20 protein-coding genes are annotated in these 20,805 nt (G+C 63.3%); 13 read left to right on the top strand and 7 right to left on the bottom strand.

Annotated elements, in window-relative coordinates; genetic code table 11:
• Positions 1 to 53: 53 nt before the first annotated feature.
• Together IYW40_RS17245 and IYW40_RS17240 are read right to left on the bottom strand one after the other, a co-directional pair.
• Positions 54 to 326 (bottom strand): exodeoxyribonuclease VII small subunit, encoded by a 273-nt coding sequence (locus IYW40_RS17245; protein ID WP_196401527.1) that lies wholly within the window; start codon positions 324 to 326, stop codon positions 54 to 56.
• 32 nt (positions 327 to 358) lie between these two features.
• Positions 359 to 1,771 (bottom strand): cation diffusion facilitator family transporter, encoded by a 1,413-nt coding sequence (locus tag IYW40_RS17240; RefSeq protein ID WP_246720886.1) that lies wholly within the window; start codon positions 1,769 to 1,771, stop codon positions 359 to 361.
• A gap of 117 nt (positions 1,772 to 1,888) precedes the next feature.
• Here IYW40_RS17240 and IYW40_RS17235 point away from each other — a divergent pair, with 117 nt between their 5' ends.
• The 3 genes from IYW40_RS17235 to IYW40_RS17225 all read left to right on the top strand — a co-directional run bounded on the left by IYW40_RS17235 (position 1,889) and on the right by IYW40_RS17225 (position 3,886).
• A complete protein-coding gene (locus IYW40_RS17235; protein ID WP_196401525.1) occupies positions 1,889 to 2,329 on the top strand; it encodes a VOC family protein in 441 nt (146 codons plus the stop codon).
• A 420-nt stretch (positions 2,330 to 2,749) separates the two neighbouring features.
• A complete protein-coding gene (locus tag IYW40_RS17230; protein WP_196401524.1) occupies positions 2,750 to 3,136 on the top strand; it encodes a hypothetical protein in 387 nt (128 codons plus the stop codon).
• 108 nt (positions 3,137 to 3,244) lie between these two features.
• Positions 3,245 to 3,886: a DedA family protein gene (locus IYW40_RS17225; RefSeq protein WP_196401523.1), complete on the top strand. Its 642-nt coding sequence runs from the start codon at positions 3,245 to 3,247 to the stop codon at positions 3,884 to 3,886.
• 33 nt (positions 3,887 to 3,919) lie between these two features.
• Here IYW40_RS17225 and IYW40_RS17220 read toward each other — a convergent pair whose 3' ends face one another.
• Positions 3,920 to 4,411 carry a DUF2244 domain-containing protein gene (locus IYW40_RS17220; RefSeq protein ID WP_196391699.1) on the bottom strand — a complete coding sequence of 164 codons (492 nt, stop codon included), beginning with the start codon at positions 4,409 to 4,411 and terminating at the stop codon, positions 3,920 to 3,922.
• Between the two features lie 48 nt (positions 4,412 to 4,459).
• On the opposite strand from IYW40_RS17220, the gene nth reads away from it, so the two are divergent.
• Entirely contained in the window at positions 4,460 to 5,161 is a 702-nt protein-coding gene (gene nth, locus IYW40_RS17215; RefSeq protein WP_196401522.1) for an endonuclease III, read from the top strand.
• Positions 5,162 to 5,467: 306 nt separating this feature from the next.
• On the opposite strand, the gene IYW40_RS17210 is transcribed toward nth, so the two are convergent.
• Both IYW40_RS17210 and IYW40_RS17205 read right to left on the bottom strand, forming a co-directional pair.
• The gene (locus IYW40_RS17210) at positions 5,468 to 5,980 is read right to left on the bottom strand and encodes a hypothetical protein (RefSeq protein ID WP_196401521.1); all 513 of its coding nucleotides are present in this window, start codon (positions 5,978 to 5,980) and stop codon (positions 5,468 to 5,470) included.
• A 113-nt stretch (positions 5,981 to 6,093) separates the two neighbouring features.
• Complete coding sequence (locus IYW40_RS17205) at positions 6,094 to 6,939, bottom strand: ATP-binding protein (protein WP_196401520.1); 846 nt, start codon at positions 6,937 to 6,939, stop codon at positions 6,094 to 6,096.
• 371 nt (positions 6,940 to 7,310) lie between these two features.
• On the opposite strand from IYW40_RS17205, the gene IYW40_RS17200 reads away from it, so the two are divergent.
• From IYW40_RS17200 to IYW40_RS17175, 6 genes are all read left to right on the top strand, one after another.
• Positions 7,311 to 10,268, top strand: a complete 2,958-nt coding sequence (locus IYW40_RS17200; protein WP_196401519.1) for a bifunctional [glutamine synthetase] adenylyltransferase/[glutamine synthetase]-adenylyl-L-tyrosine phosphorylase — start codon at positions 7,311 to 7,313, stop codon at positions 10,266 to 10,268.
• 126 nt (positions 10,269 to 10,394) lie between these two features.
• Positions 10,395 to 11,297, top strand: coding sequence for a peptidylprolyl isomerase (locus IYW40_RS17195; protein WP_196401518.1), 903 nt, complete (start codon positions 10,395 to 10,397; stop codon positions 11,295 to 11,297).
• A 203-nt stretch (positions 11,298 to 11,500) separates the two neighbouring features.
• Positions 11,501 to 12,748, top strand: coding sequence for a bifunctional glutamate N-acetyltransferase/amino-acid acetyltransferase ArgJ (argJ, locus tag IYW40_RS17190; RefSeq protein ID WP_196401517.1), 1,248 nt, complete (start codon positions 11,501 to 11,503; stop codon positions 12,746 to 12,748).
• Positions 12,749 to 12,756: 8 nt separating this feature from the next.
• Positions 12,757 to 13,437 carry an HAD family phosphatase gene (locus IYW40_RS17185; RefSeq protein ID WP_196401516.1) on the top strand — a complete coding sequence of 227 codons (681 nt, stop codon included), beginning with the start codon at positions 12,757 to 12,759 and terminating at the stop codon, positions 13,435 to 13,437.
• A 67-nt stretch (positions 13,438 to 13,504) separates the two neighbouring features.
• Complete coding sequence (locus tag IYW40_RS17180) at positions 13,505 to 14,023, top strand: carboxypeptidase-like regulatory domain-containing protein (RefSeq protein WP_196401515.1); 519 nt, start codon at positions 13,505 to 13,507, stop codon at positions 14,021 to 14,023.
• Between the two features lie 17 nt (positions 14,024 to 14,040).
• Positions 14,041 to 14,433, top strand: coding sequence for a (deoxy)nucleoside triphosphate pyrophosphohydrolase (locus IYW40_RS17175; protein ID WP_196402201.1), 393 nt, complete (start codon positions 14,041 to 14,043; stop codon positions 14,431 to 14,433).
• Positions 14,434 to 14,454: 21 nt separating this feature from the next.
• On the opposite strand, the gene IYW40_RS17170 is transcribed toward IYW40_RS17175, so the two are convergent.
• Both IYW40_RS17170 and parE read right to left on the bottom strand, forming a co-directional pair.
• Entirely contained in the window at positions 14,455 to 15,519 is a 1,065-nt protein-coding gene (locus IYW40_RS17170; RefSeq protein ID WP_196401514.1) for an HWE histidine kinase domain-containing protein, read from the bottom strand.
• Positions 15,520 to 15,682: 163 nt separating this feature from the next.
• Positions 15,683 to 17,698, bottom strand: a complete 2,016-nt coding sequence (parE, locus tag IYW40_RS17165) for a DNA topoisomerase IV subunit B (protein ID WP_196401513.1) — start codon at positions 17,696 to 17,698, stop codon at positions 15,683 to 15,685.
• Positions 17,699 to 17,907: 209 nt separating this feature from the next.
• Here parE and IYW40_RS17160 point away from each other — a divergent pair, with 209 nt between their 5' ends.
• The 3 genes from IYW40_RS17160 (at position 17,908) to IYW40_RS17150 (ending at position 20,739) form a co-directional block, all read left to right on the top strand.
• Entirely contained in the window at positions 17,908 to 19,458 is a 1,551-nt protein-coding gene (locus IYW40_RS17160) for an alpha/beta hydrolase (RefSeq protein WP_196401512.1), read from the top strand.
• Positions 19,455 to 19,940, top strand: a complete 486-nt coding sequence (locus tag IYW40_RS17155; RefSeq protein WP_196401511.1) for a DUF6790 family protein — start codon at positions 19,455 to 19,457, stop codon at positions 19,938 to 19,940. Before IYW40_RS17160 ends, IYW40_RS17155 begins: the two co-directional genes overlap by 4 nt.
• 61 nt (positions 19,941 to 20,001) lie before the next feature.
• Positions 20,002 to 20,739, top strand: a complete 738-nt coding sequence (locus IYW40_RS17150; protein ID WP_196401510.1) for an MBL fold metallo-hydrolase — start codon at positions 20,002 to 20,004, stop codon at positions 20,737 to 20,739.
• Positions 20,740 to 20,805: the final 66 nt, after the last annotated feature.

Raw genomic sequence — 20,805 nt, 5'->3', positions numbered from 1 at the left:
AACACTTGGATTAACACTTGGATTAACACTTGGATTAACACTTGGATTAACGTCTATTCGACGTCGAAGGGCGCGACTCCTGTCGGCTGGCCGTTTTCGCCAAGCGTGATTTTCTCGATGCGCGCTTCGGCCTCGGCGAGAAGGGCCTCGCAGCGCGCCTGCAGCGCCTTGCCGCGCGCATAGAGCTTCACCGACTCGTCGAGCGAGACGGCGCCCTTCTCCAGGTCGGCGACAATACGCTCGAGCTCCTGCATCGCCTGTTCGAAAGGCAGCGAGGCGATGTCAGCGGCGGCGTCCGACTGCTGTGTCTCCGACTGCTGTGTCATGCGTCTCTCATAGACGAAGCGGGCATCCTTGGCTATGCGGCGGCTGAGCGATCGCCGGGCTCGGCGCGACCGACGATGCGCAGAATCGATGGAAATTCCTCGCGTGTGCGGCGCTCGATCTCGTCAAGCGCGTCATGGGCGCTTTGCACGGATGCGGCCGCGTCCAGACGGCAGCGGAAGTTGACGACGATGCCTCCGGCCGTTTCGCGGACTCGCACGTCCCGCACTTGGGCCGGCGGTCGGGTCTGAGCGGCGACGCGCGCAAGCGCCGCTTCAATCGCGCCGGCAAGCGCGGGATCGGCGACCTGCGCCGCGAGCAATTGCAGCTCGAGCGGCTCGATATGCGTGTCGACTTCGGCGTCGGCGCCAAATTCGTCGCGCAGCGCGCTCTCGAAGTCGGCGGCGATCGCATGCGCGCGGCCGAGCGGCATGGCGCCATCGAGTTCGACGTCGACGCCGATCGATAGCCTGCCCTCGATCTGCTGGGCGATGACATGATGGGCGTGAATGTGGCGACGCGCGCCAACCAGCAGGATGCGTTCCGCGATCGTTTCGTCGTCAAGCGCCTGCGGCTCGATCGACAGCGTAACCCGGGCGCGCGGCGTGACTCTCGCGATCGCTTCGGCGACGGCCGATTTGATTCGCGCCGCCTGCTCGACGCGCAAGCCGCGCGAAACGCCGATCGTCGCTTCGCCGATGATGTCAGGGCCAATCGTGCGCAGCCGCAGCGAATCGATCGCGATGACTCCCGGCACGTCGACGATCGCTCTCTCGAGATGCGGCGCCATTTCGCGTGGCGCGGCGTCGAGCAGAGTGTCGATCGTGCGACGGCCCAGCCGAAACCCCGCGACGGCGATGAAGGCGGCGACGCCCAAGGCGGCGAGCGCGTCGCCCCGCTCGAACCCATAATGCGCGGCAACGAGACCGAGCAGCACCAGCGCCGATGACACCAGATCGCTCGAAAAATGCAGCGCGTCGGCGGCCAGTGCGTCGCTGCCCTCTTCCTTTGCGATCCGGCGCAATTGTCGCGATCGCACGAAATCAACGACGATCGAGACGACCAGAACGCTATAGATCGGCCAGCCGGCGTCGATCACGACATCCGTCTCCTGCAACCGCCTCCAGGCTTCGCCGACGATGAACAAGGCGAGGCCGAAGAGGAAACCGGTTTGGATCAGCGCGGCCAGCGCCTCATATTTGCCATGGCCATAGTGATGTTCCTCGTCCGCCGGCTTCTCTGCTTCGCGCACCGCGAAGAAGGTCAGCACTGTCGCGCCGGTGTCCACGAAGGCGTGTCCCGACTCCGACAGCAGCGCGAGTGAGCCAGACCACAGACCGGCAGCGAGCTTTGCCGCCGCGAGCAAAGCGCTGGCGGCGATCGACGCCTTCGCGGCCGCCAGCTTGACGCTGGTCGCCGCTCGCGGAAGAGCATTCGTCTCGGTCAACTCAATACGCACCATGTTTTGGGAGCGCGAGCGCTCTAGCAGGCGCCCGGCGCGGGTGCAAATCCGCGCCCGCGAAACGCTATTATTATGGCGGACGCATCAGATAGGAGCCGCAATATGAAATTTCTGCACACCATGATCCGCGTTAGCGACCTCGACCGCTCGCTGGCGTTTTTTTGCGGCGTGCTTGGGCTACAGGAGGTGCGCCGCACCCAGAACGAAAAGGCGCGCTATACGCTCGTTTATCTCGCCGCGCCCGAGGATGCGGCGCAAGCCAAGGAAAACAACGCGCCGACAATCGAACTCACCCATAACTGGGACGAACACGCATATGCCGGCGGGCGGAATTTCGGTCACCTCGCCTTCGCCGTTGAGAATATTTACGAAGTCTGCGCGCGACTGCAGGCGGCGGGCGTGACGATCAATCGGCCGCCGCGCGACGGCCATATGGCCTTCGTGCAAACGCCGGATTCGATCTCCATCGAGTTGCTGCAGAAGGGCGCGCCGCTGCCGCCAACGGAACCCTGGGCTTCGGCGCCCAACATTGGCGCTTGGTAGAGGCAAGGCTACTGCGGCGCCACACGAGTCTTTTGCGCCGCAGCTACGAATTTTTTAGCTGCTCGGAACTATTGCTCTGGCCACGAGTTGAGTCTGGAGTCGTGCTGTGGGCTCAGCTCGGCTGATCCTTATGTTGTTGATATGCTGGCGAACTTCGTCGCGAAGCTGTCACGGCTTTCAGTTAGAAGGCAGCAGCGCACGGCATGGGGAGCGAACGTCTCTCGGCTCTTGCGCCGACAGCCTTGTTCGCCGGGCTTGAGAGATCCCATCCGATCGCCGGATGCGGAATTTTTTCATCACTCATACAGATAACGTTCAGCTTGACTGTATAGCTTGGCGGGAACGAACGCGCCTAACAAGGCGAAGGAAACTGATGTCGCGGCGCTAAAGCAGCCCGCGACCAACAAAGGGTTCCAAAACATGGAACGTTCAAGGGCGGAGGTCGTCATGGTCATCGTGGATCTGATCAATTCCTGCTCTAACGACAAGGTGGCGCATGCCGCCTTGGCTTGCATTGGCGGCGGCTTCGCTGAACGCGTACGCGCCGCGGCTGAAGAGAAAGGCGTCAGCGTTGGCAAATTCGTCGCGCTGGCGGTGCGCGAGTTCGCGAGCCGGTCGGATGAAGCCGCGCAAGAGGCGCTTCGGGCCAAGGTCGTCCGCGACGACCAGCCTCTGCTCAGAGGATTGCGGGAGGTCCTCCAAGTGGCGCTGGAGCGCGACCCCTTCTTCTTGGACAGCGAGGCTATGGCGGCGACGCCGCCCTACGCCTTCAGCGCCGCGCGAGAGAATGCGCTGCAATATCACTGACCCTGTCCGATCGACGTTTTTGAATGGCGGCCTCGCTTCGGCGACGTCGCCATTTGCGCGCTTAGGCCTACATGAGAGTCGCGGAAGCCGACACTTTCTGGGCCAGGGATGACGCACTTTCTCGACCAGGCGCAGATCGCCGAGATCCTTTCGACCTACGGCTATTGGGCGATCTTTGTCGTCGTGGCTCTGGAAAGCGCCGGCATTCCACTGCCCGGCGAAACCATGCTCGTTGGCGCGGCAATTTACGCGCGGCTCTCCGGAGCGATCGCCATCGAGAATATCGTCGTGGCGGCCGCTGCAGGCGCGATCGTCGGCGACAATATCGGTTACTGGCTGGGGCGGGAGTATGGAACGAAGCTTCTCGAACGCTACGGCCATCATGTCGGACTTGGGCCAGACAAGCTGCGCCTGGGCCAATATCTCTTCTATCGTTGGGGCGGCGCGATCGTCTTTTTCGGCCGCTTCATCGCGTTGCTGCGCATTCTCGCGGCCTCGCTCGCGGGCGCAAACCATCTGCCGCCTGGCCGTTTCTTCATCTATAACGCGTCGGGCGGCGTCGTTTGGGCGTGCGTATTTGGCTTTGGCGCTTATTACCTCACCGCTGGCTTCGAAAAAATCGAAGGTCCCATCGCGATGGCCCTCGCCGGCGGGCTCGTCATCGGGCTGTTTGTGCTTTGGCGCTACTATAAGCGGCACGAGGCGCGGCTGATGCGGGAAGCCGACGCTATGCTGAGCCAGCGACGCTAGATCTTGCCGTTCTTGGGCGGAATGGAGCGCGTTCTAGCCGAAACGCGCGCCCATGCGCGCGTCGATGAGCGCGCGGTTGAGTTCGCGCGCCAGCTCCGCTTTCTGATCCGGCCCCAAAAAGGCGCCGATCTCGATGCATTCGCCGCGCGAGATCAGGGCCACACGCTCCGTTCCGAATTCTTCGTGGATCGTCTGTTCAAGCCGCACCCACGAAGGGTTGAAGCGCCATTCCTTTCGTTGTCCGCGCGCGCCGATTTGCGCGAAAACGAGTTCCAGCGGCGTGAGGTCGAGCGTCTCATGACTGCGGGCGGCGCGGAAGCTGACGCGGAAGGCGAGATAGAGACCGACCGCATCGAGGCCCATGAAGCCGGCGACGGGCCAGGCGCCCATGAAGAAGAAGGGCAGCGCGAACAGCAGCTGTCCGAAACAGAAGATCATAATGAAAAGATAGAAGGCGTGCGGCGTCATCGACCGATGCGGCGTCAGCCGCGCTTCGTAAATTTTCCGCTCGAAGGGGTCGGACATTTCTCCTGCCGGCTTTGTCCCTCAGATTCTAAAAGTTATAACGCGCCTATGACGGAAACAAACAGTCAGCGCGCGCGCGTCGCTAAAAAACCGCGAGCCGGTCGGCGGCCGGCGGCCGCTGAAGCTGCGCGCATCGAAGAGATATTTGCGCGTCTCGCAGCCGCAAACCCTGAACCCAAGACCGAACTCGGTTACAAAAACCCCTTTACGCTGCTCGTCGCCGTCGTGCTGTCCGCGCAAGCGACGGATGCAGGGGTCAACAAGGCGACTCCGGCGCTCTTCGCGCAGGCCGACACGCCCGCCAAGATGGCGGCGCTCGGCGAGGAGCGCGTGCGCGACCTGATCAAAACGATCGGCCTGTATCGCGCCAAGGCAAAAAATATCGTCGCCCTGTCGCGATTGCTGATCGAACGGCATGGCGGGGACGTGCCGCGCACGCGCGAGGAATTGACCGCGCTCCCAGGCGTCGGCCGCAAGACCGCGAATGTCGTGCTCAATGTCGCCTTCGGCGAGCCGGTGATCGCGGTCGACACACATATTTTTCGCGTCTCCAACCGGTTGCCGCTCGCAAGCGGCAAGACGCCCGAAGAGGTCGAAGCGGGACTCGCGAGGATTACGCCAGAGAAATATCTGATGCACGCGCATCACTGGCTCATTCTGCACGGACGCTATGTGTGCAAGGCGCGCAGGCCAGAATGCCCGCGCTGCCTGATCGCAGATCTGTGTCGATTCAAAGCCAAGACGATTTGATCTTCCGATCCTTACAGCCCCACGCGGCAATCACGCGGCGATGAAGACAAAGTCACAGACGCACGTCGGGTGACGTGGGATCTATTCCAATCAAGCCAAAGCGCCGAACGCTGTCGGAGAGGAACCGCGATGAATTACAAAATGGCGATCATCATTATGGGCGGACTGCTGCTTGTGGGCGCCATGATCCCCTATGCCTACCAACCGCGCTGCGCGACGGCGGAATGCACGCCGGAGCGTCCATATTAATCCGCCAGACGGCGATCCGAGACGCCTGCCGTGCAGGCGTCTCGCAATGTTCTCGCGTCAATTGACCTGGCAGGTCGACTCATATTTTCCGCAGGCCCGGGCGTCGCCTCTGTCGCAGCTCTGTTTCCAGGTCCGGCAACCCGGCTTTTTCCACGGCTGGCTTTCAAATTCGCTCGTTCGTTTACGTACAGGCACGCAATTATCGGTTTCCGGCACGGCCCGCGTTCCGGGCGGGCAGCCATGCATCGAATGGCCTTCCTCGCCGCGAGTCGGCCGCTGTCGTTGGCCGCTGTCGACGCAGAACTTCTGGGAGATGAAGCACGTCACCCTCCCGCCTTCCCGGCAAGACGACGAGGCGGTTTGGTAATGAACATTGCGGCTTCCATAATTGCCTTCAAGCCTTCGAACCTCCACCAGTCCCTTGTTGTTGGCCTTTGAAAGCGCTTCGTCTCTGGAATAGCCGCTGGCCGAAGCCTGCAACACGCCGCAGAAAGCAAAGGCGCTTTCCGAAAGAGAAACCAACGAGAGAAACATTGTGGTCGAGATAAGCGCAATACGTCTGAAGCTCATGCTGCCCCCTTTTCGCCCCAGCTCAGGCTAAGCCTGACGCGGGACGAAAGCTAGCAAGCGCGAAAATAAAACCGGGGCGAAGTCAGGCGTGGACGCGTAAACACCGGACGATCCTAAGACAATTCTTTTCCCAGCCGTCCCGCGAGATCCTGCACGAACTGCCAAGCGACACGGCCGGAACGGCCGCCGCGGGTGATCGACCACTCCAGCGCCTCGGCGCGGATCGTCGCCTCGGGCGCATTAAGGCCAAAATGGTCGGCGTAGCCAAAGACCATCGCCAGATAGTCGTCCTGGCTGCAATTGTGAAAGCCGATCCAAAGTCCGAAGCGATCGGAGAGCGAGATTTTCTCCTCGATGACCTCGCCGGGATGGATGGCGGTGGCGCTTTCGTTCTCCATCATGTCGCGCGGCAACAAATGGCGGCGATTCGACGTGGCGTAAAACAGCACATTGTCCGGCCGCCCCTCGACGCCGCCTTCGAGAGCGGTCTTGAGCGCCTTGTAGCTCGTCTCCGCGCCGTCGAACGACAGGTCGTCGCAAAAGACGATGAAGCGGAAGGGCGCCTTCGCCAGCGCGCCAAGCAGCGCGGGCAGCGCTTCAATATCCTCGCGATGGATTTCGATAAGTTTCAGCCCCTTATCCGCCAGCGCGCCGTGAACCGACTTCACCAGCGAAGATTTGCCCATGCCGCGCGCGCCCCACATGAGCGCATTGTTGGCGGGAAGCCCCTGCGCGAAGCGGCTGGTGTTGGCGAGAAGCATGTCGCGCTGGCGGTCGACGCCCTTGAGCAGCGCCAGGTCGACCCGGTTGACGCGGCGCACGGGATGGAACGCCCCGCCCGCCGCGCGCCAGACGAACGCCTCGGCGGCTGAGAAGTCGGGCGCGCGCGGCGGCGGCGCCAGACGCTCCAGCGCCCCGGCGATGCGGGCGAGCAGCTGCGCGACATCCTCTTGCGACATGAAATCTTTCTCATCATTGGCGCCAAGCTCCCTCGTCCTTCGAGACGCGTGCTCCGCACGCTCCTCAGGATGAGGGAGCTTGTGGCTCTGCTTCGCTCAGCACAAAGACCCTGGCGACGACGTCAAGTCTGCTTTTTTGCGGAACCAAGGACCCCCATCCTGAGGAGCGCCCGCAAGTCGGGTCTAACCGACTTGCGAATTTAACGTCGATCTCGGGCAGGCCCGAGATTGATGGCGGCGTCTCGAAGGGCGAGGGTCCGGTTCCTTTTTCCATTGACGATCGCCTGTCGACTCTCAAAGCTGATTTACCGCATAGCCGGATTTATATCCCGGCGCAAAACCGCTCTCGACGCCCTGAAAGGCAAATCAATTTGACGTCGGACGCCAACGCCCTTCTCGACAGCGCCAAGGTCTTCATCGCGCCTCTCGACGCCGAGAAGGCCGAAGCGGCGCTGGCGCGCGTTCTCGAAAAAGACGGCGCGGCCGATGGCGCGCTCGCGGCGCTCTTGCGGGACCGGCCGAAAGCGCGCGATCTGCTGCTCGGCGTCTTGGGCGCGTCGCCCTATCTGACCGACCTTGCTATGCGCGATCCCGCGCGGCTCGCGCGCATCCTCGCGAGCGATCCCGCGCAGCGCGTCGAGGCGCTGATCAACGAGACGCGAAACATCGAAACCCAAGACGAAGCCGAGCTGATGCGCCTGCTGCGCGTCACCAAGCAAGAAGCCGCGCTCGTCATCGCCCTCGCCGATCTTGCCAAAGTCTGGGACATGCCGGAGGCGACGCGGGCGCTAACGCGGATCGCCGACGCCACCCTTTCCGCCGCCATTCGCTTCACGCTGCGCGCCGCTGCGCTCGCCGGCAAGATCGAACTCGCCGATCAGCGCGACCCGGAACGCGGATCTGGATGGATTTTCCTCGGCATGGGCAAGGGCGGCGCCTTTGAGCTGAACTACTCCTCCGACATCGATCTCATCGTGTTCTTCGACCGCTCGCGCGCGCGCCTCGCCGACCCGTCAGAGGATGTTGATTTTTTCGTCAGACTGACGAAGCGGATCGTGCGGATCATGAGCGAGCGCACGGTCGACGGCTATGTGTTTCGCACCGATTTGCGGCTGCGTCCCGATCCGGGCGCGACGCCGATCGCCATCCCTCTCGAAGCGGCGCTCAGCTATTACGAAAGCATGGGTCAGAACTGGGAGCGCGCCGCCTATATCAAGGCGCGGCCTGTCGCGGGCGACATTTTCGCTGGCGAACAATTCCTGCAGGAGCTCGCGCCCTTCGTCTGGCGGAAATATTTCGACTTCGCCGCGATCGCCGACGTGCACTCCATCAAGCGGCAGATTCACGCCCATAAGGGACACGGCAAGGTCGCCGTCGTCGGCCACAACATCAAACTAGGACGCGGCGGCATTCGCGAGATCGAATTTTTCGTTCAGACGCAGCAGCTCATCACCGGCGGCCGCGATCGGCGCCTGCGCGGGCGTTCGACTCTGGCGATGCTCGACCAGCTCGTCGAGAGCGGCTGGGTGGCGCGCGAGGCGCGCGACGATCTGCGCGAAGCCTATCTCTTTCTGCGCGACGTCGAGCATCGCATTCAGATGGTCGCCGACGAGCAGAAGCACACGCTGCCGGAAACTGAAGACGGCGTCGCCGTTATCGGCTGTATGATGGGCTTTGCGGGCTACGCCGACTTCGCCGCAGCGCTGCTGAAGCGGCTCGACGTGGTGCAGAGCCATTATGCAAAGCTTTTCGAAAGCGCGCCGCAGCTCACATCATCCGCCGGCAATCTCGTCTTCACCGGCGACGACGACGATCCGGGGACAATCGAAACGCTCGCGAATATGGGCTTCGCCAACCCCAAGACGGTGACAGCGACCATTCGCGGCTGGCATTTCGGCCGCTACGCTGCGACGCGTTCGACGATCGCCCGCGAACGGCTGACGGAGCTCACCCCCATCCTGCTCGAAGCCATCGCCGCGACGGAGAACGCCGACGCCGCCTTTCTCGCTTTCGACAGGCTCATCTCCAAACTGCCGGCCGGCGTGCAGCTGTTTTCCCTACTCGTCTCGCAGCCGCGGCTTCTCAAACTCCTCGCCGCGATTACCGGCGCGGCGCCCAAGCTCGCCGAAACGATCTCTCGGCGCCCGCGCGTGCTCGACGCGCTGATGGAGCCGGCTTTTTTCGAGACGGTGCCGACGCAAAGCGAATTGGAGGAGCGCCTTGCCGGGCAATTCGCCGAGGCGCGCTCTTACGAAGACGCGCTCGACCGCGCCCGCGTCTTCGGACAGGAGCAGAAATTCCTCATTGGCGTGCGCATCCTGACGGGCTCACTGTCGGTAGCGGAAGCCGGGTTCGCCTATACGCGACTCGCCGAAACGCTGATCGCTCAGCTCTTCGCGCGCGTCTGCGAGGAATTCGCCAAAACTCATGGAACGATCGATGGCGGCGCGTGCGCGGTCGTCGCCATGGGCAAGCTCGGCGGGTGCGAGATGACGGCCGCGTCCGATCTCGATCTGATGCTGCTCTACGACGCCGACCCGATGGCGGAATCACAGGGCGGCGGACGGCCGATTTCAACGCAGCAATATTACGGCCGGCTCACGCAGAGGCTGATCAGCGCCCTTTCCGCTCCCACGGCCGAAGGCCTGCTCTACGAGGTGGATTTTCGTTTGCGCCCTTCCGGCAACAGCGGGCCGCTCGCCGTAAGTCTCGCCGCCTTCTCGGACTATCAGGCGAATGAAGCGTGGACATGGGAGCACATGGCGTTGACCCGCGCTCGCGTCGTCGCGGGTCCTGATGCGTTCACACAACGGGTCGAAGCGGCGATCCGCGTGGCGCTGACGCGTCCTCGCGACGCGCAAAAACTAAAGGACGACGTGTTGTCCATGCGCCGGCGAATAGAAAAGGAAAAGGGCTCGACGAGCCCCTGGGAGGTTAAGCAGGTCCCCGGCGGATTGATCGACATCGAGTTCATCGCGCAATATTTGATGCTGCTGCATGGCCCGCAGCATCCTGAGCTTTTTTCAACGAACGCCACGCTCGCCCTGCAGCGTGTAAAAGACGCCGAGTTTCTCGACGCGAGCGCGGCGGACGCGCTGGCGGAGGCCTCAAAGCTCTATCAAGGGCTGACGCAATTGCTGCGGCTTGCCATCGACGACGCTTTCCGTCCCGCCGACGCGCCGCGCGGATTGACGGAGCTGTTGCTGCGCGTCGGCGACGCGCCAGATCTTTCCAACCTCGAAGCCCTGCTCGCCGATACGCAGAAGAGAACCCGGGAAATTTTCACGAGCGTCGTCGGAGAGGTCGCCGAGCGCCCGGTTTCGGCCTAAGCCGGGAGTTGTCAGAACCGCCTCCTCGGGCATAGATACGCCGGATTCCTCGCGCAGGAGCATTTCCCGCCGGCGGCGACGGCCGCTTTTGTTCAGGGCCGCCCTGGCCTCTTTTTGGAGCACATCATGTCTCACGCCCGCAAGAATGCGCGTTCTTTCGCCCGCGCCGCGCTCGGAACGACCGCGCTCGCCGTCCTGCTGGCGATGAGCGCCGTCGGCGCCACATCTGCGGTCGCGAAAACCCTCGCCAAGGTCAATGGCGTCGAGATCACCGACGAGGACCTGAAGCTCGCGATGGAGGATCTTGGCGCCGCCATTCCGCGTCAACTCGAAGGAAAGGCGCGCGAAACCTATGTGCTCGACTTCCTCATCGACGAGCAGCTCGTCGTGCAAAAGGCGCAGGCCGACAAGCTCGCCGAGACGCCGGAATTCGCCAAGAAGCTCGCCTATCTGCGCGACAAGGCGCTGATGGAGACGTTGCTCGGCGACGTCGCCAAGAATGCGGCGACTGAAGCGGCCGTCAAGCAGACCTATGACGAGGCGGCGAAGAACCAGAAGCCCGAAACGGAATATCACGCGCACCACATTCTGGTGCCAACCGAAGAAGAGGCGAAGGCCGCGCTGAAGCGCGTCAAGGCCGGCGAGGATTTCGGCAAAGTCGCGACAGAACTTTCCAAGGACCCCGGCGCCAAGGGTGGCGACCTCGGCTGGTTCACGAAAGACCGCATGGTGCCGGAGTTCGGCGACGCGGCGGCGAAGATGGAGCCGGGTCAGGTCTCCGATCCGATCAAGACGCAATTCGGCTGGCACATCATCAAGCTCGACGAGAAGCGCCCGAAAGTTTTCCCGCCGCTCAATGAGGTGAAGGATCAGGTCGCCCGCTATGTCGTGCAGAAAGCGCAGAGCGAACTCGTCATGAAATTGCGCGAGGGCGCCAAGATCGAACGTTCCGACGCGCCGGCCGAGGGCGCGCCCGGCGCCAAGCCGGCGGCCCCGACGCAAAAGCCGGCTGACGCCAAGAAGAAGTAAGCGCCGAGCCCTTCGCCCTCCCCTTTAATGGGGAGGGTTGAAGCGCGAAGCATATTCGGGTGGGGGCGCCCCCGCGTGGATGACGGCGCGACTCTCCCCCTCAAGGGGGAGCGTGAATTGCGCGGGTCCGCTTCTCGGCCTTGACGCGGAGCTGTAGCGCCGGGCACATCCGCGCAGGTCCACTCCATTGACAAGGCTCCGCTATGCCTCATGACGCCACTGTCTCCCCGCTCGCGCCGAAATCCGCGCCCGAAATCCCGCCGCTCGAGGGCGTGCGCTTCGGCGTCGGCGCCGCGGGCGTGCGCTATGCCGGACGCACCGATGTGATGCTGGCGTTGCTCGACGCGCGAACGACGGTCGCCGGCGTCTTCACCAAATCCAAATGTCCCTCGGCGCCGGTGGACTGGTGCCGCGACCGACTCAAAGGCGGCAAGGCGCGCGCGCTGCTCGTTAATTCCGGAAACGCCAACGCCTTCACCGGCAAGACCGGCGCACAGGCGGTTAAGTTCTCGGCGAAGCTCGCCGCCGCGGCCACCGGCGCGCCCGAGCGCCAGATTTTTCTGGCGTCCACGGGGGTCATCGGCGAACCGCTCGACGCGCATAAATTCGATGGCGTGCTTGAGAAGCTCGCGCAGGAGGCGCGGCCCGACGGCTGGCTGGACGCCGCGCGCGCCATCATGACGACCGACACCTATCCGAAGCTCTCGACCCGAAGAACGACGATCGCCGGCGTCGAAGTGACGATCAGCGGCTTCGCCAAGGGCGCGGGCATGATCGCGCCGGATATGGCGACGATGCTCGCCTTCGTCTTCACCGACGCCGCCATCGGCGCAGAGGCGCTGCAGGCGCTGCTCGAGAGCGGCGTTAAGGGCAGCTTCAACGCCATCACCGTCGACGGCGACACGTCGACGTCAGACACGCTGCTGCTTTTCGCCACCGGCGCAGCGAAGACGCGAGGCGTGCCGAAGATTGAGAAGGCGAGCGACAAGCGACTGATCGAATTCAAGCGTGCGCTCGACGCCGTGCTGCTCGATCTCGCCCATCAAGTGGTGAGGGACGGCGAAGGCGCGCGCAAATTCGTTGAAGTGACGGTGACGGGCGCCGACAGCGCCAAGGCGGCGAAGCGCGTCGCCTTCTCCATCGCCAATTCGCCGCTTGTGAAGACGGCGATCGCCGGAGAGGACGCCAATTGGGGCCGCATCGTCATGGCGGTCGGCAAGGCCGGCGAGAAGGCCGATCGGGACAGGCTGGCGATCTGGTTCGGCGGCGTGCGCGTCGCCCACAAAGGTCTGCGCGACCCGGACTATGACGAAGCGGAAGTGTCGCAGATCATGAAGCGGAACGACATCGTCATCAACGTCGATCTTGGTCTCGGCAAAGGCGCGGCGACCGTGTGGACCTGCGATCTCACCAAGGACTATGTCGCGATCAACGGCGATTACAGGAGCTGATTCGCCGGATGATCTTCCCGAACGCGGTTCGCGCCGCGATCTTCGACATGGACGGCACGCTCCTCGACACGGAGCGGCTCTATCTGCGCGCGATCAGCGATGCATGTTCCGCCATGCGGTTAGTCGCGGACGACGGCTACTTTCTGCAGATGCTCGGAACGCCCTGGTCGAATTGCTACGCGCTGATGGAACGCCGGTTCGGCGGCGGTTTCGTTCGGGAGCGTTTCGACGGCCTGTTCGAGGATCGCTTTGGCGCGCTCACCCGGGACGGCATTCCTGTTAAGCCCGGCGTCCGCGAACTCCTGGCGCATCTTCAGTCAAGGTCCACGCCCATGGCCGTCGCGACGTCGACGAGCGGCGAGGTTGCAAGACGCCAGCTCGAAAGCGCCGGCCTTCTGAACTATTTCACGGCGCAAGTCACGGCGGATATGGTGAAAGAAGCAAAGCCCGCGCCGGAGACCTTTCTGAAGGCCGCGGAGGAGCTTGCTGTTGCGCCTCAATATTGTCTCGCGCTTGAAGACTCCCCTGCTGGCGTCCAGTCCGCCGCTGGCTCGGGCGCGATGACGATCATGATTCCCGACCTCGCGCCGGCGACGGCGGCTGAGCGGTCGCTGTGCGTCGCAGTCGTCAGATCGATGCATGACGTGCTAGATTGCCTGATCGCCGCCGAAGCCGCCTCTTCGGTCTGATCCGCGGGGCGTGGGCGTCGGCGCTGGTCAAAGTGTGCGACCCGCGTTCTGGTGGAGCGTTATTGTCATGCGTTGCGTCAAGCTTCTCTTCGTCGCGCCGCTCGTACTGCTCTCAGCCTGCAACGCCGGGCGCGGCCCGACCCCCGGCGTCGGCTTCGATCCGTCGCAGGCGAATTACATCAGGGCGCCCGGCAGGGGCGTCATTGCCGGACAGGCCTTTCTGCGCGACGCCTCGGGATCGAATGTGCGCTACGCCGCCGGCGAAACCGTGAGGCTGATACCGGCCACGACCTATGCGCAGACCCGCATTAAGAATTTTTACGGGTCGGTGAAATTCCTGCCGGCCGCGTCAATTCCAAAGGTCGAGCCGGACACGCAATACGCCTCTCTGACCCGCACGACGACCACGGAGTCGAACGGACGATTCACCTTCGAGAATGTCGCGCCCGGACGCTATTATCTGACGACCCAGCTCATCTGGAAGCCGAAGGATGCGCCTACGCCTAAAGGCGGCGCGATGTATGAAGAAGTGACGCTCACCGGCAAGGAAAACGGCCCGGTGAAAGTCGTTCTCTCCGGCAATTGAGCGCGCCTGTGACTCTATTGCTCGTCGTGGCGGCGGCGCTCGTCGACGCCGACAATCGCGTGCTGATCGCGCAACGTCCCGAAGGCAAACAGCTCGCCGGTCTGTGGGAGTTTCCCGGCGGCAAGCTACATCCCGGCGAGCGACCGGAAGACGCTCTCGCGCGCGAACTCGAAGAGGAACTTGGCGTGCGGATCTGCGCGCCCTGCCTCGCGCCTTTGACCTTCGCGAGCCACGCCTATGACGACTTTCATCTTCTGATGCCGCTTTACGTCTGTCGTAAGTGGGAGGGCTTTATTTCGCCGATGGAGGGACAGGCGGTGAAATGGGCGCGCGCCCGCGATCTGCGCAACTATCCGATGCCGCCCGCCGACGCCCCGCTGATTGGTCCGCTGATTGATCTGCTGGGATGAGTGCGACAGGAACTTGAGTGATCAGACCTGATCGTCCCTGACGGTCGCGTAGCTCGCCGGGATCGACAGAGTCCAAATCAATCCGTCGGGCGGAAAGTTGAGCGTCGCCGTTCCATCGAGCGCCTGCGCGACAAGTCGCTTGATGACCTTATGGCCGAAGCCTTCGCGCGGCGGCATCGCCACCGCCGGGCCGCCGCTCTCGCGCCATTCGATATTGAGCCGCCCGTCCTCGAAGCGCCATGTCAGCGACACGGCGCCGTCCGGCCGTGACAGGCCGCCAAAGCTTAGCGCGTTCGTGGCGAGTTCATGCAAGGCGAGGCCGATGTTCTGCGCCGCCTCCGGCTTCAGCATGATTTTCGGGCCATCGATCGTCGCGCGCGACGACACGTCGCCCTGCGGCACGTCCATGCAATAGGCGAGCTGAGCGCGCACCAATTCGCGCATCGAGGCGCCGCGCCAATCCTGCGACACGAGCAGATCATGCGCCATCGACAGCGCCTGCAGGCGAGCGCCGAATTTGCGCTGAAAATCTTCGACCGAGGGCGAACCGGCGGCCGTCTGCCGCGACATCGCCTGCACGACGGCGAGCAGGTTCTTCGAGCGATGCACGAGTTCGCGCAAGAGCACGCGCACATGCTGCTCGCGCTGTTTGCGCGGCGTGATGTCGCGCGCAGTGCCGAGAATGCGGACCGCGCGGCCTTCGTCGAAAAAAGTGCGGCCGCGCACCGAGACCCAGCGCTCGATGCGGTCGGTCTGACCGATGACGCGATATTCGATCTCGTAATCGCCCTCGTGGGTGGGATCGAGCGCGACGCCGACAGCCTCTTTCGTACGCTTCTTGTCCTGCGGATGCAGCGCGCTGCGGAAGATTTCAAAGCTTGCCGGAACGCCCTCGGGAAGGCCCCACAGGCGGCGCACGCGCTCGTCGATATGCACTTCGCCCGTCAGGAGGTTCCAGTCCCAGATGCCGGTGCGCCCGGCGTCGAGCGCAAGCTGCATCCGCTCCAGGGCGAAGGCCTGCTCGTCGCAGACGGACCGCGGGGGGCGCGCATCCTCGGTCGTTGGGCGAATTTCCGTGTCGGTCACGCGGCGCCTATCGTCGTGGGAGGACGACACCATACTCCCGGACGCGTCCGGGCGCGAGGGGCTTGGCAAAGGGTTTCCTCATCCTGATGAGGCCTCATAGAGGCCGTCTCGAAGGACGAGGAAACCCGTTTTCGCGTATGTTTCCTCACCCGATCGCCCTGGGCTAGATATCCACGAGTTCCGTCGCGAACGCGGCGCGCTCCTGGATGAAGGCGAAGCGCGCTTCCGGCCTGTTGCCCATCAGCCGCTCGACGCAGTCCGCGGTCTCCTCGCGATCTTCCGGCTCGACGACGACTTTGAGCAGCGTGCGCTTGCTCGGGTCCATCGTCGTTTCCTTGAGCTGAGCCGCGCTCATCTCGCCAAGCCCCTTGAAGCGGCCGGTCTCGATTTTTCCCTTCCCGGTCAGTTCCTTGGCGATCAATTCCTCGCGATGTTCATTGTCGCGCGCATAGACGGTCTTCGCGCCTTGCGTCAGCTTATAGAGCGGCGGCTGCGCCAGATAGAGATGGCCGTTCTCGATGAGGCGCGGCATCTGCCGATAGAAGAAGGTGATGAGCAGCGAGGCGATGTGCGCGCCGTCGACGTCGGCGTCGGTCATCACGATCACCTTCTCGTAGCGCAGATCTTCGTCGCGGTAATGCGCGCCCAGTCCGCAGCCGAGCGCCTGGGCCAGATCGGCGAGCTGCTGATTGGCGAGGAGCTTGTCCTTCGTGGCCGAGGCGACGTTCAAAATCTTGCCACGCAGCGGCAAAATAGCCTGCGTCGTGCGGTTGCGCGCCTCCTTCGCGGAGCCGCCGGCGGAGTCGCCTTCGACGATGAACAGCTCCGAGCCCTGCGCCGAATTATTCGTGCAGTCGACGAGCTTGCCGGGCAGCCGCAGCTTGCGGGTCGCGGTCTTGCGGGCAATGTCCTTCTCGGCGCGCCGGCGCAGGCGCTCCTCGGCGCGCTCAACGGCGAAATCCAAGAGCTTATTGGCCTGCGAGGGGGCGCCGGCGAGCCAATGGTCGAAAGCGTCCCGCACCGCGCTTTCGACGATGCGCGCCGCCTCGGCGCTCATCAGCCGGCTTTTGTTCTGGCCCTGAAACTCCGGCTCGCGCATGAAGACCGAGATCATCGCGGCCGACTGGCCCATGAGATCGTCGGCGCCGATGTCCTTGGCGCGCTTCGCCTGTCCGACCCGCTCGGCGTGATCCTTGAGCGCCTTTAGGAGCGCGGCGCGAAACCCTGCTTCATGCGTGCCGCCGTCCGGCGTCGGAATCGTGTTGCAATAGGAATGGACAAAGCCGTCATCCTCGGCGAGCCAGGAGACCGCCCATTCCAGCGAGCCATGGCCGCCTTCGCGCGCGATTTTGCCGACGAAGGGCTGATCGGCGACGAGTTCCTTCCCATGGATTTCGCGCGCCAGATAATCCTTCAAGCCGCCGGGAAAACGCAGCACCGCCTCAGGCGGCGTGTCCGCGCCGGGGTCGATCAGCGAAGGATCGCAGCGCCAGCGAATTTCGACGCCGCCGAAGAGATAGGCCTTGGAGCGCGACATGCGGAAGAGCCGCGCCGGCTTCCAATGCGCGCCCGCGCCGAAAATCTGCGCGTCGGGCTTGAAGCGCACCTTGGTGCCGCGCCGGTTGTTGACGCGGCCAAGCGTCTTGAGCTTGCCGAGCGGCAGGCCGCGCGAAAACTCCTGGCCGTAAAGCTGGCCGGCGATCGCCACCTCGACGTCGAGCTTTTCGGACAGCGCATTGACGACCGAGACGCCGACGCCGTGCAGACCGCCGGAGGTCTGATAGGCGCCTGAATCGAACTTGCCGCCCGCGTGGAGCGTGGTCATCACCACTTCCAGCGCCGATTTCTTGGGAAATTTCGGATGGGACTCGACCGGAATGCCGCGGCCGTTGTCGTTGACCGTGAGCCAGCCGTCAGTTTCCAGCGTCACTTCGATGAAGGTCGCATGGCCGGCCACGGCCTCGTCCATGGCGTTGTCCAGCACCTCGGCGAAGAGGTGATGCATCGCCGCCTCGTCGGTGCCGCCGATATACATGCCGGGGCGCCGGCGGACGGGCTCGAGCCCCTCCAGCACTTCGATCGAGGCGGCGGAATATTCCGCCGGCCCGCGCTTTGGGGCGGGTTTCGACGCGGGCGCCTTGCGCGGCGCGCCGCTGAACAGATCGGGTTTTGAAGCCATGAGCGATCTTAGCGCGATTCGGGACAGTGTGGGTCGGTTCGGCGCAAGCGTCCTCGCCTGGCCGACATAGGGAGTTCACAAAAAAGGCAGACAGCGCTTCAGCTTGTCGCACAGGCGGCTTGTCGCACAGGCGACGCTGAGGCATGCTCGGACCCGGCTAAATACTCACCTTAGGTTTATCGCTCAATCAAAAATTTCGGAGCGGCCCCATGGCGCACGACAAACAATTAGCGGTGTACGAGGTCGCCCTGCCACCTGCCGCCAAGGCCTTCACGCCCGCTTTTTTCGTCGAAAGCACAGCGCCCGATAATATCGACGACAAGGAAAGCGCGCCGTCAACTCCTGAAAATTGCGAACCTTCGGAGATCGATAGGATCGTCAAGGTATTCAGCAAACAGGAGAACCCTAAACTCCTGATTACCGTCCACGGCTTCAACACGCCGCGAAAGAAAGTTCTCGAAACCTTCAAAGAGTCGTTCATCGCGTTGAACGACGACGACGCGCTCGAGAACCGCGGCCTCGTTTGCATCGGTTATCGTTGGCCGTCAGAAGCGATGGGAACCCCTTGGCGAAGCGGCTTGAACGCTGCGCCATTATTCCTCCTCGGCATTCTCTTCGTCTCGCTCGCAGCCGTATATTTCGTGAACTTCTCTTTCGAGATTTGCGACTGGTGGAAGCTCACGCGCGTCGTCGTGACGGCTGTGACTGCGGCGATGGCCATCATTCCCCTCACCCTTTTTGGCTTGCGGCTCATCGTCTATTTTCGTGACGGCTTCCGGGCGACGAATTACGGCGTGCCCGATCTCGTCAATCTTATTCGCGAGATCGACGACAGGCTTCCCAAACGGCCGAGCGAGGACCCCGACGATCTTATCGGAAGGGTCGACCTTTCCTTTATCGGCCACAGCATGGGCGGCTTCGTCGTCACCAACGCCGTGCGCATTCTCTCCGACGTGTTTTCCCCCCTCGCGATCGCCGCCATGCGCCACGGCCCAGAGACGCTTGGAAGCGAAGAGGAGCGCATGCGGCGGGAGCTCAGATCGAAGATTGGAAAGAATTTTATATTGCGCCGCCTGGTTCTCGTCTCGCCCGACATTCCCTCGGAAGTGCTGCTGCTCGGCCGAAGCAATGCGCTGCATTCGTCGTTGATCCGCTTTCAGGAGGCCCATCTTTTCTCCAATGAAGGCGACGAAGTTTTGCGCGACATTTCGACGGCGGCGAATTTCTTTTCGCTGCCGACGAAGAGCCGCAGGTTCGGCTATCGCCTCGGCAATGTCGGCGTGCTAACCGGCTGGGGACTTTCCGAACAGCTGACGCTCGGCAATCTGCGCGTCGGCGCGCGCACCCTTTACGAGCTTTACGCTGAACTCGACGCCGTGCAGTCGGAAGAATCATTCGCGCAGAGGCTGACCTATTTCGACTGCACCGACAGCATCGACGCCGAGGGCCATGGGGTGGTGACGGACGCTGCGCCCGGAGTATCGCCGAACTTATCCTGGCTAGGACATCTGCGCCTGCTTTGGGTCTATGTCAGAGGCGAGGCTGACGTCCACTCCGGCTATTTCCTGAAGCCGAGCCTGGTACGTCGGCTCATTTATCGATTCGCGTCCATCGGCTATGGCGATACTCAGGAGCTTTACGGTGGCCTCGCAGCATTGAGCGCGGAATGTGAAAAATATCAGATCAAGGCGCTGAAGCCGGGCCAGCGCAGCGTCGCCGCCGCTGCGGCCGAAGACGCGAAAGCGGCCGCGTCGTCATGATCGGCCTCATCGTCGCGCTCTTCAGCGTGCTGCTGCCGCTGGCGCATCTCGCGCTAAGCAGAGTCCCAAGGACTCGTGCGCGCGTGGTTCGTCTCCTGCTGCTTTACGCGCTGGTTCTCGACGTCGGCGTCATCGGCCTGCCGCTCGGCTTCGTCCCGCATGTGTTCTTCGCCGATGAGACCGCTCGCAGCATCGGCTGGGCGCCAGGCAGCCCGTTCCAGTTCGAAGTCGGCGTTCACGACGGCGCCTGGGGCGTTCTCGGTTTTCTCTGCATTTGGATCCGCGGCGCCTTCTGGCTCGCCACCGGGCTCGGATGGTCGTTGTTCATGCTCGGGGCGACCTACGGCCACATCGAGCAGACGCTTCGCGCTGGGGACTATGCGCCCTACAACTTTTTGACGATCTTCTCCGACGGCTTTATCGCCTTCTGGCTGCTCCTGCTGCTTTACCTTCGCCATCGATGGGACGTGGAGAAAGGCTAGGCGCAGATGAAGGGCCGCGCGGATTCACGCATGCGGCGACCGAATGCCGTCAGAGGGTGAGATGGAAACGAAGGTCGATGAAGTCGCCGAGCGCATCTATCGCCTGTCGACGTTCGTGCCGGAGATCGCGGCGCCCGCCGGATTCACCTTCAACCAGTTCCTCATTCATGCGGACGAGCCGCTGCTGTTTCATTGCGGCCCGCGTTCGCTGTTTCCGTGCGTCTCGAAGGCCTTGGCCGCGATCATGCCGATCGAGCGGCTGCGCTGGATTTCCTTCGGCCATGTCGAAGCGGATGAATGCGGCGCGATGAATCTCTGGCTCGCCGCGGCGCCGCAGGCGCAGGTGGTTCATGGCCAGACCGCCTGCATGGTGTCGCTCAACGATCTCGCCGACCGGCCGCCGCGCGCCCTTGCCGACGGCGAAATCATGGACATCGGCGGAAGGCGCGTGCGCTACATCGATACGCCGCATGTGCCGCATGCGTGGGAATCGGGGGTGATCTACGAGGAGACGACCCGCACGCTGTTCTGCGGCGATCTCCTCACGCAGATCGGTCACGGACCGGCCGTCACGAAAGAGAGTGTGCTCGAAGCGGCGATGACGGCGGAGAACGCCTTTCAGGCCACGTCGCTGACGCCGATGACGGGCCCGACGATCCGCACGCTCGCGGCGTTGGAGCCGCGCCGCCTCGCCGTGATGCATGGCTCGAGTTTTGAAGGCGACTGCGCCGCCCTGCTCTCGCGGCTCGCGGATTTTTATGACGCGGCGCTTGCAGCGAATCGACAAACCTCTCCTTGAAGGCAACCGTCATGGCCGGGCGAAGCCGTCGAAGACGGCATTGGCGCACCCAACCGTCATGGCCGG

This window comes from Methylocystis sp. H4A, assembly GCF_015709545.1.
GTDB classification, from domain to species: domain Bacteria; phylum Pseudomonadota; class Alphaproteobacteria; order Rhizobiales; family Beijerinckiaceae; genus Methylocystis; species Methylocystis silviterrae.
The sequence above is the reverse complement of the archived record's forward strand: the minus strand, read 5'-3'. Positions and strand labels throughout refer to the sequence as shown.

What these genes read in the sequence shown, in the direction of transcription:
- IYW40_RS17210 (WP_196401521.1), bottom strand. Translation starts at nt 5,980, where the DNA reads ATGAGCTTCAGACGTATTGCGCTTATCTCGACCACAATGTTTCTCTCG.
- IYW40_RS17235 (WP_196401525.1), top strand. Translation starts at nt 1,889, where the DNA reads ATGAAATTTCTGCACACCATGATCCGCGTTAGCGACCTCGACCGCTCG.
- IYW40_RS17225 (WP_196401523.1), top strand. Translation starts at nt 3,245, where the DNA reads ATGACGCACTTTCTCGACCAGGCGCAGATCGCCGAGATCCTTTCGACC.
- IYW40_RS17180 (WP_196401515.1), top strand. Translation starts at nt 13,505, where the DNA reads ATGCGTTGCGTCAAGCTTCTCTTCGTCGCGCCGCTCGTACTGCTCTCA.
- IYW40_RS17245 (WP_196401527.1), bottom strand. Translation starts at nt 326, where the DNA reads ATGACACAGCAGTCGGAGACACAGCAGTCGGACGCCGCCGCTGACATC.
- IYW40_RS17220 (WP_196391699.1), bottom strand. Translation starts at nt 4,411, where the DNA reads ATGTCCGACCCCTTCGAGCGGAAAATTTACGAAGCGCGGCTGACGCCG.
- IYW40_RS17185 (WP_196401516.1), top strand. Translation starts at nt 12,757, where the DNA reads ATGATCTTCCCGAACGCGGTTCGCGCCGCGATCTTCGACATGGACGGC.
- IYW40_RS17160 (WP_196401512.1), top strand. Translation starts at nt 17,908, where the DNA reads ATGGCGCACGACAAACAATTAGCGGTGTACGAGGTCGCCCTGCCACCT.
- IYW40_RS17195 (WP_196401518.1), top strand. Translation starts at nt 10,395, where the DNA reads ATGTCTCACGCCCGCAAGAATGCGCGTTCTTTCGCCCGCGCCGCGCTC.
- parE (WP_196401513.1), bottom strand. Translation starts at nt 17,698, where the DNA reads ATGGCTTCAAAACCCGATCTGTTCAGCGGCGCGCCGCGCAAGGCGCCC.
- nth (WP_196401522.1), top strand. Translation starts at nt 4,460, where the DNA reads ATGACGGAAACAAACAGTCAGCGCGCGCGCGTCGCTAAAAAACCGCGA.
- IYW40_RS17230 (WP_196401524.1), top strand. Translation starts at nt 2,750, where the DNA reads ATGGAACGTTCAAGGGCGGAGGTCGTCATGGTCATCGTGGATCTGATC.
- argJ (WP_196401517.1), top strand. Translation starts at nt 11,501, where the DNA reads ATGCCTCATGACGCCACTGTCTCCCCGCTCGCGCCGAAATCCGCGCCC.
- IYW40_RS17150 (WP_196401510.1), top strand. Translation starts at nt 20,002, where the DNA reads ATGGAAACGAAGGTCGATGAAGTCGCCGAGCGCATCTATCGCCTGTCG.
- IYW40_RS17205 (WP_196401520.1), bottom strand. Translation starts at nt 6,939, where the DNA reads ATGTCGCAAGAGGATGTCGCGCAGCTGCTCGCCCGCATCGCCGGGGCG.
- IYW40_RS17155 (WP_196401511.1), top strand. Translation starts at nt 19,455, where the DNA reads ATGATCGGCCTCATCGTCGCGCTCTTCAGCGTGCTGCTGCCGCTGGCG.